11 protein-coding genes are annotated in these 13,406 nt (G+C 69.5%); 6 read left to right on the forward strand and 5 right to left on the reverse strand.

Annotated elements, in window-relative coordinates; genetic code table 11:
* Positions 1 to 2 precede the first annotated feature (2 nt).
* The 3 genes from ACFC14_RS03770 (at position 3) to ACFC14_RS03780 (ending at position 2,552) form a co-directional block, all read left to right on the forward strand.
* Entirely contained in the window at positions 3 to 1,316 is a 1,314-nt protein-coding gene (locus tag ACFC14_RS03770) for a glutamyl-tRNA reductase (RefSeq protein WP_376101283.1), read from the forward strand.
* A 241-nt stretch (positions 1,317 to 1,557) separates the two neighbouring features.
* Complete coding sequence (locus ACFC14_RS03775; RefSeq protein WP_376101284.1) at positions 1,558 to 2,130, forward strand: HhH-GPD-type base excision DNA repair protein; 573 nt, start codon at positions 1,558 to 1,560, stop codon at positions 2,128 to 2,130.
* Entirely contained in the window at positions 2,127 to 2,552 is a 426-nt protein-coding gene (locus ACFC14_RS03780; protein WP_376101285.1) for a DUF1801 domain-containing protein, read from the forward strand. Before ACFC14_RS03775 ends, ACFC14_RS03780 begins: the two co-directional genes overlap by 4 nt.
* Before the next feature lie 108 nt (positions 2,553 to 2,660).
* Here ACFC14_RS03780 and ACFC14_RS03785 read toward each other — a convergent pair whose 3' ends face one another.
* Positions 2,661 to 3,806, reverse strand: coding sequence for an epoxide hydrolase family protein (locus ACFC14_RS03785; RefSeq protein WP_376101286.1), 1,146 nt, complete (start codon positions 3,804 to 3,806; stop codon positions 2,661 to 2,663).
* Positions 3,807 to 3,874: 68 nt separating this feature from the next.
* On the opposite strand from ACFC14_RS03785, the gene ACFC14_RS03790 reads away from it, so the two are divergent.
* On the forward strand, positions 3,875 to 4,843 hold the full coding sequence (locus ACFC14_RS03790; RefSeq protein ID WP_376101287.1) for a helix-turn-helix transcriptional regulator: 969 nt from the start codon (positions 3,875 to 3,877) through the stop codon (positions 4,841 to 4,843).
* Between the two features lie 2 nt (positions 4,844 to 4,845).
* Here the strand turns inward: ACFC14_RS03790 and ACFC14_RS03795 are convergent, their stop codons facing one another.
* On the reverse strand, positions 4,846 to 6,555 hold the full coding sequence (locus tag ACFC14_RS03795; protein WP_376101288.1) for an ABC-F family ATP-binding cassette domain-containing protein: 1,710 nt from the start codon (positions 6,553 to 6,555) through the stop codon (positions 4,846 to 4,848).
* Positions 6,556 to 6,808: 253 nt separating this feature from the next.
* On the reverse strand, positions 6,809 to 8,194 hold the full coding sequence (locus ACFC14_RS03800) for a glycine--tRNA ligase (protein ID WP_376101289.1): 1,386 nt from the start codon (positions 8,192 to 8,194) through the stop codon (positions 6,809 to 6,811).
* 125 nt (positions 8,195 to 8,319) lie between these two features.
* On the opposite strand from ACFC14_RS03800, the gene ACFC14_RS03805 reads away from it, so the two are divergent.
* Complete coding sequence (locus ACFC14_RS03805) at positions 8,320 to 9,789, forward strand: peptide MFS transporter (RefSeq protein WP_376101290.1); 1,470 nt, start codon at positions 8,320 to 8,322, stop codon at positions 9,787 to 9,789.
* Between the two features lie 30 nt (positions 9,790 to 9,819).
* Here the strand turns inward: ACFC14_RS03805 and ACFC14_RS03810 are convergent, their stop codons facing one another.
* Together ACFC14_RS03810 and ACFC14_RS03815 are read right to left on the reverse strand one after the other, a co-directional pair.
* Entirely contained in the window at positions 9,820 to 10,509 is a 690-nt protein-coding gene (locus ACFC14_RS03810) for a GNAT family N-acetyltransferase (protein ID WP_376101291.1), read from the reverse strand.
* Positions 10,510 to 10,557: 48 nt separating this feature from the next.
* Positions 10,558 to 11,883 (reverse strand): alpha-hydroxy-acid oxidizing protein, encoded by a 1,326-nt coding sequence (locus ACFC14_RS03815; RefSeq protein ID WP_376101292.1) that lies wholly within the window; start codon positions 11,881 to 11,883, stop codon positions 10,558 to 10,560.
* 61 nt (positions 11,884 to 11,944) lie between these two features.
* Between ACFC14_RS03815 and ACFC14_RS03820 the strand changes: the two genes are divergently transcribed.
* Positions 11,945 to 13,387, forward strand: coding sequence for an MFS transporter (locus tag ACFC14_RS03820; RefSeq protein WP_376101293.1), 1,443 nt, complete (start codon positions 11,945 to 11,947; stop codon positions 13,385 to 13,387).
* Positions 13,388 to 13,406 lie beyond the last annotated feature (19 nt).

Below are 13,406 nucleotides of genomic sequence, written 5' to 3' on the forward strand. Positions count from 1 at the left end.
CTGTGCTGCTGTGTGTCACGGCGAGTCACAAGACCGCCTCCTTCGAACTGCTCGAACGCCTGAGCCGCACCCCCGACGACGTCGCTCCCACCATCGTGGGCATGACGCCGTGCGTGCAGGGTGCCGTGGTCCTCGCGACGTGCAACCGGTTCGAGGCGTACGTGGAAATGGAAGAACCGCTCACCGCGGCCGGCGCCATCGGCGTCGAAGCGGTCATCGAGGCGGTCGAATCCGCCACCGGCATCCCCGCCGCCGAACTCGACGGCGCCTACACCGTGCACTCGGGCCGCCGCGTGGCCGAGCACCTCTTCTCCGTCGCCTCCGGCCTCGAATCCGTCGTCTCGGGCGAGGGGGAGATCGCGGGGCAGGTACGCCGCGCGCTCAAGTCCGCCCGCAAGGACGGCACCACCTCGCCCGAGCTCGAGCGCCTCTTCCAGCGCGCAAGCCAGGCGCAGCGCAAGGTCAAGAACGTCACCGCCCTCGGGCGCGCCGGCCGCTCCCTCGTGCGCCTCGCCCTGGAACTCGCCGACAGCCGCATCGCCGACTGGTCCGCCGAGCGCGTGCTGCTGGTCGGCACCGGCGCCTACGCCGCTGTCACCCTCGCCACGCTGCGTGAGCGCGGTGCCGTCGACATCTCCGTGTACTCGCCCTCCGGCCGCGCGGCCGTGTTCGCCGCGAAGCACGGCATCCGTCCCATCGCCGCCGACGAGTACGCACGGACCGCCGCGCACTCGAGCCTGCTGATCACCTGCACCACCGCGACCGAACCCGTGCTCGGCCCGGAGCACCTGCAGCTTCCGATCGCCGCTGCCGCCGTGGGCTGCCCGGTCGGCGCTTCGACAGGCTCAGCGACCCACTCGAATCGGCTCGTGGTCGACCTCGGCATGCCCCGCAACGTCGACCCCGCCGTCGCCTCCCTCGAGGGCGTCGCCCTGCTCGACCTCGAGACCATCCGCCTGCACGCACCGCTGGAGGAGCTTCAGGCGACGGATGCCGCGCGCAGCGTCGTGCGCGAGGCCGCGGAGACCTTCCACGTGGTGGGCTCCCGCCAGAGCGTGACCCCGTCGGTCGTGGCACTGCGCTCCCACATCTTCGAGCTGCTCGAGCGTGAGATCGATCGTGCCCGCGCGCGCGGCGACGAAGACGGCAAGGTGGAGCAGGCTCTGCGTCACCTCTCGGGCGTGCTCCTGCACACGCCGACCGTGCGTGCTCACGAGCTGGCCGCCGCCGGCCGCGCCGACGAGTTCACCGCCGCTCTGGCCGCCCTGTACGGCATCGCGCCCGAGGCCTCCGCGGACGACGTCGCCACCGCCTGATCCGCTCGCGCTTGCCGCGGCCTTCTGCACTTCCCACGGCCGTTTCACACCCATACGGCCGAAGCACGTGCGAATGGCCGTGCGAAGCGTGGTCCCTGGCACGAAGCGCCTGCCGCGGCCTTCCGCACTTCCCACGGCCGTTTCACACCCATACGACCGAAGCACGTGCAAATGGCCGTGCGAATGACCGCTGGCCCCGTGCCACGTGCGGCCGTCGACCGCGGGGTGCGAAACTGGAGGCATGGCCCTTCACATCACCGGAGACACCGCCGCCGACGCCCTCCTGACCGACAACCCGCTCGCACTTCTGGTGGGGATGCTGCTCGACCAGCAGGTCCCCATGGAGACCGCGTTCGCCGGTCCGCTCAAGATCGAACAGCGCACCGGAGCGGCGGATGCGGCCGCGATCGCCGGCATGGCCCACGACGAGTTCCTCGAGGCCTTCAAACAGACCCCCGCCGTGCACCGGTTCCCGGGCTCGATGGCGACGCGCGTGCAGACGCTGTGCCAGACCCTGGTCGACGACTGGGGCGGTGACGCCGCCGCCCTCTGGACCGAGGGAGACCCGGACGGACCCGAGGTGCTGAAGCGGCTGAAGGCCCTCCCCGGATTCGGCGAGCAGAAGGCGAAGATCTTCCTCGCCCTCCTCGGCAAGCAGTACGGCTTCACGGGCGAAGGCTGGCGTGAGGCCGCAGGTGCATACGGCGAGGACGGCTCGTACCGCAGCGTCGCCGACATCGTCTCGCCCGATTCGCTCACGAAGGTGCGCGAGCACAAGAAGGCCATGAAGGCCGCGGCGAAGGCTCCGAAATGAAGCCCACCGGAGATGACGTCGCGGGCCTCATCGCCCGCTCCTCCCCTGCCGTCCGCCGTCGGGATGCCGAGACGCTGACCGCGCTGATGCAGGAGATCACCGGTCGCGAACCGCAGACCTGGGGCACGATCATCGGCTTCGGCTCGTGCCACTACCGCTACCCGACCGGCACCGAGGGCGACAGCGGGCTGCTCGGCTTCGCACCCCGCAAGGCCGCGACCACGATCTACCTGTTCGAGGGCGTCGATGCCCACACCGAGGCTCTGGCAGAACTCGGCCCGCACACCACGGGCGTCGGATGCCTGTACATCAAGGACCTGGAGCAGATCGACCTCGACGTGCTCCGCGGCATCCTCGAACGCTCGCTGGCCTGGGTCGAAGCGGGCGGCACCCCCGAGGTGCAGCTCACCGTCACGGGCTGACACCCAGCAGACTGCCGAGCCACCCCCTTCGCATCGAGCCGCCCCCATACGTGCGCACGTATGGGGGCGGGTCGGCCGCAAGAGGGCGGGTCGGCTCGTGGCCGGAGATCAGGCCCGCGAGAAGAACGCGCGGATGTCGGCGGCCAGCACATCCGGACGCTCCAGGGCGGCGAAATGCCCGCCCTCGTCGAAGCGGCTCCAGTGCACGATGTTCGAGTTGTCGCGCTCGGCGAAGACCCGGATCGTCTGGAAGTCGTCGGCGAACACGGCAACCCCCGTCCGTGCGGCGTTGATCCGCGGCTCGGCACCTTCTGCCGCGGCATCCGCCCTGGCGTTCTCCAGGTAGCTGCGGCTCATTCCGGAGGCCGCGTTCGCGAACCAGTTCACGCTGACCTCGAGCAGGATCGACTCGAGCGGTACGAGCGAGGTGCCGTTGCCGAACGAGTTGAACAGCTCGCTGTAGGCGAGCAGCCCGACCGGGGAATCGCTGATCCCGACCGACACCGTCTGCGGGCGCGAGGCGTTCATCGCGTTGTACCCGCCGACCGACTGGAACCACTGCATGTGCTCGAGGCCTGCGTAGTCGGCGGGCTCGAGCTTCTCGAACTCCGCCGGGTCCCCCGAGGGGAAGGAGAACAGCTGCAGCACGTGGAGTCCGAGGAAGCCCGCCGGCTCCAGCAGTCCCAGCTCACGGGCCACCATCGCGCCGTTGTCAGAACCGTGGATGCCGTAGCTCCCGTAGCCGAGTCCGCGCATGAGGCGGTCATAGGCGGCGGCGACCCGAGCGACCGTCCAGCCCGCCGAGGCCAGGGGCTGCGAGAAGCCGTAGCCCGGAGCATCCGGGATCACGACGTCGAAGGCGTCTTCGGCACGACCGCCGTGCGCCACCGGGTCGACGAGCCGGTCGATCAGGTCGAGGTAGTCGATCGACGAGCCGGGATAGGTGTGCGCGAGCAGCAGTGGCGTCGCGCCCTCGTGGGTCGAGCGCACATGGATGAAGTGGATCGTCTGACCGTCGATCTCGGTGGTGAAGTGCGGGACCGCATTGATGCGCTCCTCGGCCGCGGTCCAGTCGAAGTCGCGCCACGCGGCGACGGCCTCGCGGAGGTACGAGTTGGGGGTGCCGGCATCCCAATCATCCGTCGGCGCGGGCTGCGGAAGGCGGGTACGGGCGAGGCGATCCTGGAGATCGGCGACCTCGGCGGTGGAGACCGAGACGGTGAAGGGGCGGAAGGCGAGCGTCGTGTTTTCCATATCTCGAAGGTATGCGGCCATTAGGTTGGATCTGTTCCTAATGAAAGCGACATTCTCGAGGAGTCTCGATGGCCGATCCGACCGCTCGCCTGCTCGCGTTGCTGGCCCTGCTGCAGACCGGTCCCGAGCGCTCCGGAAGCGACCTCGCCGCCCGTCTCGGCGTCTCCTCGCGGACCGTGCGGCACGACATCGAGCGGCTCCGCGACCTGGGCTACCCGGTCGACGCCACCCGAGGATCCGTCGGCGGCTACCGGCTCGGTGCGGGAGGCAAGCTGCCCCCGCTTCTCCTCGACGATGAAGAAGCGGTGGCGGTCACCGTCGGGCTGCGCGCAGCGGCCGGCGTATCCGGCGTCGCCGAGTCGGGCGCGAGGGCCCTCGCCAAGCTCGAGCAGGTGCTGCCTTCGCACCTGCGCCCGACGGTCGACGCCCTCCGCTCGAGCGTCGACCGAGCCCCGGAGAACAACGACACCGACGCCCCCGATCCCGAGGTCGACGCTGCGGCGCTGCAGGCCATCGCGAGCGCGATCCGCAACGCGGAGTGGCTGCGCTTCGACTACGACGGCGCCCCCGTGCTGGTCGAGCCGTACCGGCTGCTCACCTGGGTGCGCCGCTGGTACCTCGTGGCCCGCGACCCGCAGACCGGCGAGTGGGGCACGTACCGTGTCGACTGGATGGAGCTGCGGATGCCGACGCATCGGCGCTTCGATCCGCAGCCCCTTCCCGGTGGCGACTACACGGCATTCGCGATGCGGACCATCGCGGTGAGCGGGTGGAAGGTGCATGCCCGACTCCGGATCGAGGCGCCGGCCTCGGCCGTGCTCGATCGCATCCACGCCGCGGTCGGCGTGGTCGAACCGGTCGACGATGAGCACTGCATCCTCGTCACGGGCGCCGACAGCCTCGACACCGTTGCCGCCTACATCGGGATGCTGATGATGGACTTCACCGTCGAGAGCCCGCCCGAGCTGCTCCCGCGCCTGCAGCTGCTCTCCGAGCGGTATGCGCGAGCGGTCGCCGGGTCGACGGCGCACGCGTAGCCTCACGCTTCTCCATCGACGCGACCGCCGTCGACACGGATCTCCTTCGCACCGCGACTCCGGGCGCCGCTGATCCACCGCCGGTCGTGGGTGACCGTCACGACCGCGCCGGGGTGCTCGTCGACCGCCGCCTCGAGCTGCTCGACGAGCTCGGGCGACAGGTGGTTCGACGGCTCGTCGAGCATCAGCACGTCTCCCGGGTCGGCGAGCGCCGCGGCGAGATCGAGACGGCGGCGCTGCCCGACCGAGAGCGCCCGCATCTCGCGGTCGAGGTCGTCCTCCACGAAGAGCCCGAAGCGCAGCAGCGTCTCCGCGGCGTCGTGCGGATGCACTCCCGACAACCGGGCGAAGACCTCCGAGAGAGTGCCGGGCCGAGGCGGGGAGACCTCCTGACTCAGCCACGAGACGCGAATGCCGTCGCGCAGCGCGACCGATCCGCGATCCGCCATCCGCTCCCCCGCGAGAAGCCGCAGCAGGGTCGTCTTGCCCGCGCCGTTGGGCCCCGTCACGAGCCAGCGCGCGCCCGCCGACAGACTCAGCCGCTCGATGCGCAACGCCGGCTGGAGCACCTCGACGCCATCCACGGCGATCAACGGCTGCGTGGACCCGGTGGCCTCCACCGTTTCCGAATGGAGGTCCACGGCCAGACGCAGCGGTTCGGGTGCCGGCGGACAAGGGTCGGCGCGGAGCCGTGCGATCCGTTCCTTCGCCATCCGGATGCGTCCCATCGCCCCGTGGTCGCGGCTGCGGGCGCGGAAGGCACCGTGACCGAACCCGTCGAGTTCGAGCTTGCGCGGAATCGCGTCCAGCCGGAACGCGTTGGTCGCGACGAGGGCCTCCTGGCGTGCGAGTTCCGCCTTCCACGCCTCGTGACGCTCGGCCATCCGCTGCCGCTCCACGGCTCTCGCCGTGAGGTAGCCGCGATAGCCGTCGCCGTAGCGCCGCAGCCCACCGCCCTCCACGAGCACGATGTCGCTCGCGAATCGGTCGAGGAAGGCGCGATCGTGCGTGACGACGACGAGAGCACCGCGATGGGTCCGGATACGGTCCTCCAGCCAGACGAGGGCGTCCTCGTCGAGGTCGTTCGTCGGCTCGTCGAGAAGAAGCAGTTCCGCCTCCGACGAGAGCGCTGCGGCGAGCGCGACGCGGGCCCGTTCACCGCCGGACAGCGAGGCGAACGGGCGGTCACGTCGGAGCGCAGCGAGGCCGAGTTGATCGAGAGCCGCATCCACGCGTCGATCGACGTCGTAGCCGCCTCGAGCCTCGAAGTGCTCGAGCAGCCGTTCGAGGCGGACGAGGACGGACGCGAGTTCGGCATCCTCCGCGTCGGCGAGCCGCTCGTACCCGGTTTGAATCTCGCGCTCGATCGCTCTCAGCTCGTCGAGGAAGGCGTCGAGGGCTTCCGTGACGCTCGCACCTTCCGGAGCACGCGGGTCCTGCGCAGCATGCGCGACACCGCCGGGGATCGAGAGCTGCGCTTCGCCGCCGGTCGGCGTGAGCACGCCCGCCAGCAGGTCGAGCAGGGTCGACTTGCCCGCACCGTTGTCTCCGACGATCGCGAGCCGGTCGCGCGGACCTACGACGAGATCGACGCGATCGAGCACGATCCGATCGGCGAAGCGCACGGTCGCGCAGCGGAGCTCGCAGACCCTGTGGGCGGACGAGCGGGAAGGCAGGGGGCGGACAGTTGCTATGGGGAGTACAGGGAACATGAGGTCTCCTCTCCGCGACGCCGAGGAGCATCGCGGGACGGCACATCGATCGGATGCGCGTCTGAACACGGACCTCGAGCACGCCATGCAGACGACGCGCTCGCTCAGGACCCACCGCGGAGAGGACTCGACGCGGCGTCCCGATCTATCGGATCAGAGTACCCACGGGCGGAGACATTACCAGCCACCCGTTCCTGGATGCAAGAGACCCCGCCGGCCAGTAAGAGGCCGACGGGGTCCGGATGCTACGTGCTCAGGCGCCGCGCAGGCGCTCGGCGAGGTAGGCGTGCAGCTCGTCGATCGAGACGCGCTCCTGCGCCATGGTGTCGCGGTCGCGCACCGTGACGGCACGGTCGTCGAGCGAGTCGAAGTCGACCGTGACGCAGAACGGGGTGCCGATCTCGTCCTGGCGACGGTAGCGGCGGCCGATCGCACCCGCGTCGTCGAAGTCGACGGCCCAGGAGCCGCGGAGCGTGTCGGCGACCTCACGGGCAAGGGGCGACAGCTTCTCGTTGCGCGACAGCGGCAGCACCGCGGCCTTGACCGGGGCGAGGCGCGGGTCGAGCCGAAGCACGGTGCGCACGTCGGTGCCGCCCTTGGCGTTGGGCACCTGCTCCTCGACATAGGCGTCGACGAGGAAGGCCATCATCGCGCGGGTGAGGCCGAACGACGGCTCGATCACGTACGGGGTGTAGCGCTCGCCCGTGGCCTGGTCGAAGTAGGTCAGGCTCTGGCCGGACGCCTCACTGTGGCTGGAGAGGTCGTAGTCGGTGCGGTTGGCGACACCCATGAGCTCGCCCCACTCCTTGCCCGCGAACCCGAACTTGTACTCGACGTCGATCGTGCCGGCCGAGTAGTGCGCGCGGTCGTCTTCCGGCACGTCGAACTGACGCATGTTCTCCGGGTCGATGCCGAGATCGATGAACCAGTTCCAGCAGGCCTCGACCCAGTGCTCGAACCACTCCTGCGCCTCGGCCGGCGGCGTGAAGAACTCGATCTCCATCTGCTCGAACTCGCGGGTGCGGAAGATGAAGTTGCCGGGGGTGATCTCGTTGCGGAACGCCTTGCCGACCTGGCCGATGCCGAACGGCGGCTTCTTGCGGCTCGCGGTGAGCACGTTCGAGAAGTTCACGAAGATGCCCTGCGCGGTCTCGGGGCGCAGGAAATACAGGCCCGACTCGTCGTCGACGACACCGAGGTACGTCTTCACCAGACCCGAGAACGCCTTCGGCTCGGTGTACTGCCCCTTGGTGCCGCAGTTCGGGCAGGGGATGTCGGCGAGGCCGTTCTCGGCCTTGCGGCCCTTGCGCGCCTCGAAGTCCTCGATGAGGTTGTCGGCACGGAAGCGCTTGTGGCACTGCAGGCACTCCACCAGCGGGTCGGTGAAGGTGGCGACGTGACCCGACGCCTCCCACACGCGCTTGGGGAGGATGATGCTCGAGTCCAGGCCCACCATGTCGCCACGGCCGCGCACGAACGTCTGCCACCACTGTCGGCGGATGTTCTCCTTGAGCTCCGTGCCGAGGGGCCCGTAATCCCAGGCCGATCGAGAACCGCCGTAGATCTCACCCGCTTGGAACACGAACCCGCGGTGGCGGGCGAGGGCGATGACCTTGTCGAGGCGGGACTGTTCGGCCATGGTGGCTCCAATGGTCGGATGCGGGAGGAAACCCGTGAACACGGGCACCTCATTCTATCCGTGGTTGCCGCGCGCTCCCTGGCCTCGGCTGGCCTCGGCGGCTGCGCCGGAGTAGCGTCCTCGGCATGAGCGCTGCAGCACCGACCCCGCATACCCGCAACGACGACACCCGTTTCTTCGGGCAACCGTGGGCCCTGGTGCACATCTTCGGCGTGGAGATGTGGGAGCGCTTCAGCTTCTACGGCATGCAGGGGATCCTGCTCATCTACCTCTACTTCTCGGTCTCCCAGGGCGGGCTCGGCATCCCCGAGGCGATCGCGGGCGGCATCGTGGGCGCGTACGGAGGCTCGGTCTACCTCTCGACGATCCTCGGCGCCTGGCTCGCCGACCGCCTGTTCGGCGCGGAGCGCGTGCTGTTCGTCAGCGCGATGGTGATCGTGGCGGGCCATCTCGCTCTCGCCCTGCTCCCCGGCGCAGTCGGCGTCGGCGTCGGCCTGGTGCTCGTGGCGCTCGGATCCGGAGGACTCAAGGCGAATGCGACCTCGGTCGTCGGCAGCCTCTACAGCGCCGAAGACCCGCGTCGGGATGCCGGCTTCTCGCTGTTCTACCTCGGCATCAACCTCGGTGCGTTCCTGGGGCCGATCCTCACCGGCATCCTGCAGTCCTCGCTCGGCTTCCACTACGGATTCGGGCTCGCGGCGATCGGGATGACGCTGGGACTCATCCAGTACTCGTTCGGCCGCAAAGCGCTGCCCGCCTCGGCGCGGGAGGTGCCGAACCCGCTTCCGAAGTCACGCTATCTCCTGGTCGGGCTCATCGCCGGTGCCGCGATCGTGCTCATCACCGTCCTGGTGCTCACCGGTGTGATCCGGCCCGACAACCTGGCCACCCTGGTGATCGGAGTCACGGTCGTGGCGGCGGTCGCCTACTTCTCGGTGATCCTCGGCAGCCGCCGCATCGACGCCACCGAACGTTCCCGGGTGTGGGCCTTCCTGCCGCTCTTCATCACCAGCGTCGCATTCTGGTCGCTGTACCAGCAGCAGTTCACGGTGCTGACGATCTACTCCGACCAGCGCCTGGACCGGAACCTGTTCGGGTTCACGATGCCGGTGTCATGGGTGCAGTCGATCAACCCGATCTTCATCATCATCCTGTCCGGCGTCTTCGCCGCGATCTGGACCAAGCTCGGAAAACGTCAGCCCTCGACCCCGGTGAAGTTCGCGCTCGCGGCGATCATCATGGGATCGGCGTTCCTGCTGTTCCTTCCGTTCGCCGGCGGAGGGGCGAACTCCACGCCGCTGCTGGCGATCGTCGGGATCCTGTTCGTGTTCACGGTGGCGGAGCTGCTCATCTCGCCGGTCGGGCTGTCGGCCGCCACCAAGCTCGCACCGACCGTGTTCCGCACCCAGATGGTCGCGCTGTTCTTCCTGTCGATCGCGCTCGGCACGGCGATCTCGGGATGGCTCGTGCAGTTCTACAACCCCGACGACGAGGTGCCGTTCTTCTCGATCCTCGGCGGCATCGCCATCGTCGTCGGCATCGGTCTGCTGCTGAGCGTGAAGCCCGTGCTGAAGCTCATGCGCGGGGTGCGCTGAGCGCCTCCCGCTCTGATCGTGCGATGACGCTCAGGCGGTGAACAGGTAGCCGCGCGCGTTGTCGTACCCGGCGACCTTCAGCCCGCTGCCGAGCAGGCCCTCCATCTGCGCGCGCAGGCGGAGGCGCCACTCGTGGGCGGCCTCCGGGTCGGAGACGCGCAGCGCCTCGATGTCTGCCGGGATCTCGAGGGTCTCGACGACCGCATCGTCGGCCGGGGGCTTCGCGATGTCGGCGAGCGCCCACTCGACGTCGAGGCGGTCGCTCTCGTCGCCCGCGTCGCCGCCGCCGAAGATGCCGTAGCGGTTGACGGAGTAGCCGGTCGCACGCGCGCCCAGCACCGAGAAGAAGAAGTGCGCATTGCGCGCCACCAGCGGGTCGAACACCCAGGTGATGCGACCGACATCGCGCGAGAACGCCCACTGCCGCTGGTGCTCCTTGAGCTCGCGACCCCAACCGCGCCCGCGGTACTCCGGCAGCAGCGCCGTGATGTGCGAGTGCATCGCACGTCGGGCGGGCTCGCCGAAGAAGGCGATGGAGGCGCCGACCATGCGCTCCTCTTCGCCCTCGCCGTCGAAGAAGCCGACGACGTAGTTGCCCGATTGCTGCAGGGCGCGCAGGGTTCCGGCATCCACCACGCGCTGCGGACCCCGGATGGAGTCGAGCAGGCCCTGGGCGTCGAGGATGAGTTCAACGGTGTCGAGGTCACGGATGGTTCGCACGCACCCAGTCTGCCCCTCCTCGGCCGGTTCGGGGAAACGGGACCGCGATCAGACCATCCGTAGCGCGTCGCGATCGAGCTGCGTCACGGACGTCAACCCAGCGAGGCCGAGCGTGATGTCGAGCTCGGCGAGCACGTTGCGCACGACCTCCCGCACGCCCGTCTCTCCGGCGATGCCGAGGCCGTAGGCGTAGGGGCGCCCGAGAGCCACGACGGTGGCTCCGAGGGCCAGCGCGATCGCGGCATCCGCTCCACCGCGCACGCCGGAATCGAAGATGATCGGCACCCGCCCTGCGACCCGTTCCGCGATCTCGGGCAGCACGTCGAGCGTCGGCACCGACCGGTCGATCTGACGGCCGCCGTGGTTCGAGATCCAGATGCCGTCGACGCCGGCATCCAGCGCGGCCTGTGCATCGTCGGGATGCACGATGCCCTTCAGGATGATCGGCAGGCTCGTCCACTCCCGCGCCTTCGCCAGGTCGCCCCAGGTGAGCGCCGGGGTGGAGAACACGTCGAGGAACGTCTCGACGGCTGCACGCGGCAGCGGCGAGCGCAAGTTGTCACGCAGGGAGCCGCCGCCCGTGAGCGGTGCACCTTTCCGGGCGATGGTGAGGGCGGCTCCCACCGCCTTGGGGGTGACCTTGACGCCCAGCGGGTCGGCCTTCGGAGCGGCAGCGCGCTCACGAACCAGCTGCTGGAACACCGGATCGCTCGTGTACTGCGCGATGCCCATCCCACGCGTGAACGGCAGGTACGCGAGATCGAGGTCGCGGGTGCGCCAGCCGAGCAGATGCGTGTCGAGCGTCACGACGATCGCCTCGCAGCCGGATGCCTCGGCGCGGGCGAGCAGCGATCGGTTGAGGTCGTCAGACGCCGACCAGTAGAGCTGGAACAGGCGGGAGCCGTCGGGCGCGGCATCCGCCACCTGCTCCATCGGGAACGACGCCTGGTTCGACAGCGTGTACGGGACGCCGAGGGATGCCGCGGCACGGGCGACCGCGAGGTCCGCATCGGCGTGCGCCATCTCCATCACCCCGAGCGGGGCGAGCAGTAGCGGGGTGGGGCGCCTCCTGCCGAGAAACTCCACGCCGAGGTCGCGCGTCGAGACGTCGCGCAGCGGGCGCGGCCACACCTGCCAGCGGTCGAACGCCCGGCGGTTGGCGGTCATGGTGCGCTCGGCGCCCGCACCCCCGGCGATGTACGCGAAGGCCTCGGTACTCAGCGCCTTTCGGGCGGCGGCCTTCAGAGCGACGGCGTCGATCGGCACCGCGGGTCTCGTGCCGCTGATGCCGGCGCGGTAGATGTCGGACTGGGTACGCCGGGAGATGCCGCGGTGGGCGGCGGGATCGTCCGGAGCGACGCTGCTCGTGACCATGACCACATGCTAGCCAGGGCCCGACGGCCCCGCAGCAGTCGATCGCCGATAGCCTGGGCCGGTGGGTGCGAACGACGACAGAGCCAGGAAGCGCCTCTCCCGAACCCCGCCGAAGTGGGCGATCGTCGCGGTTCTCGCGTTCGCGGGGCTCTGCTCCTCGTTCATGTTCACGCTCGTCGTTCCGCTGCAGGCCGAGTTGCCGCAGCTGCTGAACGCCTCCCGCGAGGACACGACCTGGGTCGTCACGATCACGCTGCTCGTCGCCGCCGTCGCCACCCCGATCTCGGGCCGTCTCGGTGACATGTACGGCAAGCGCCGGGTGGTGATCGCGCTGCTCGCGATCCTGATCCTCGGCTCGGTCATCGCCGCGGTCTCCGGGTCGATCATCGGCGTGATCATCGGACGCGCTCTCCAGGGCGCCGTGACGGGCGTCGTCCCCCTCGGCATCGCGATCATGCGCGACGTGCTGCCGCCCGAACGGCTCGGCACCGCGGTGGCCCTCATGAGCGCCACCATGGGCGTCGGCGGTGCGATCGGCATGCCCGTCGCCGCGCTCCTCGCCCAGAACGCCGACTGGCACATGCTGTTCTGGCTCGCCGCAGCCCTCGGAGTGGTCGGCCTCGCGCTCGTGCTGGCCGTGATCCCCGAAGATGTGCTCCGCTCCCCCGGCCGACTCGACGTGATCGGTGCCGTCGGTCTCGCGATCGGCCTCACCGGCATCCTGCTTTTCGTCTCCCGCGGCGCGCAGTGGGGCTGGACCTCGCCGCTGACGCTCACCTGCATCCTCGGCGGACTCGCAGTGCTGCTGGTGTGGGGCTGGTATCAACTGCGCACCAAGGATCCGCTGCTCGACCTGCGGGTGGCGGCGCGACCCGCCGTGCTGTTCACGAACATCGCCGCGATCGGCATGGGGTTCGCGCTCTTCGCCTCGAACGTGACGTTCCCGCAGCTGCTCGAGATGCCCGCGGTCGGCGGCGCCGGGTTCGGGCTCGACATGCTCGCGGCGTCCCTCGTGATCATGCCCGCCGGTCTCGTGATGATGGTCATCTCGCCGCTGTCGGGCTGGCTGGAGCGCACGGTCGGACCTCGGCCGCTGTTCACGGTCGGCGCCGGCGCGATCGTGCTCGCCTACGTGTTCGTGCTGCTGTGGTCTTCCGAGGTGTGGCACATCTTCATCGCGAACATCTTCATCGGAATCGGCATCGGCTTCACTTTCGCCGCCATGCCGATGATCATCATGCGGTCGGTGCCCGCGAACGAGACCGGCGCCTCGAACGGCCTGAACGCTCTGTTCCGCTCGGTCGGCACCTCGAGCGCCTCTGCCGTGATGGGCGGCGTGCTCGCTGCGATGAGCATCGACGTCGACGGAGTCGCGGTTCCGACCCGCGCCGCGTTCGAGGTGTGCTTCTGGCTCGCGATCGCCGCCGGGATCATCGCGGTCGTGCTGTCGCTCTTCATCCCGAAGCAGCGCAGCTCCGAGCAGCATCCGTCCCTCCCCGGCTGAGCTCTGCTCTCTCTCAGAT

The organism is Microbacterium sp. NPDC055988 (genome assembly GCF_042269505.1).
In the GTDB taxonomy this organism is placed as follows: Bacteria; Actinomycetota; Actinomycetes; order Actinomycetales; family Microbacteriaceae; genus Microbacterium.

Coding starts and splice junctions, on each gene's coding strand:
- ACFC14_RS03805 (WP_376101290.1), top strand. CDS start 8,320: ATGAGCGCTGCAGCACCGACCCCGCATACCCGCAACGACGACACCCGT.
- ACFC14_RS03775 (WP_376101284.1), top strand. CDS start 1,558: ATGGCCCTTCACATCACCGGAGACACCGCCGCCGACGCCCTCCTGACC.
- ACFC14_RS03780 (WP_376101285.1), top strand. CDS start 2,127: ATGAAGCCCACCGGAGATGACGTCGCGGGCCTCATCGCCCGCTCCTCC.
- ACFC14_RS03785 (WP_376101286.1), bottom strand. CDS start 3,806: ATGGAAAACACGACGCTCGCCTTCCGCCCCTTCACCGTCTCGGTCTCC.
- ACFC14_RS03800 (WP_376101289.1), bottom strand. CDS start 8,194: ATGGCCGAACAGTCCCGCCTCGACAAGGTCATCGCCCTCGCCCGCCAC.
- ACFC14_RS03815 (WP_376101292.1), bottom strand. CDS start 11,883: ATGGTCACGAGCAGCGTCGCTCCGGACGATCCCGCCGCCCACCGCGGC.
- ACFC14_RS03790 (WP_376101287.1), top strand. CDS start 3,875: ATGGCCGATCCGACCGCTCGCCTGCTCGCGTTGCTGGCCCTGCTGCAG.
- ACFC14_RS03795 (WP_376101288.1), bottom strand. CDS start 6,555: ATGTTCCCTGTACTCCCCATAGCAACTGTCCGCCCCCTGCCTTCCCGC.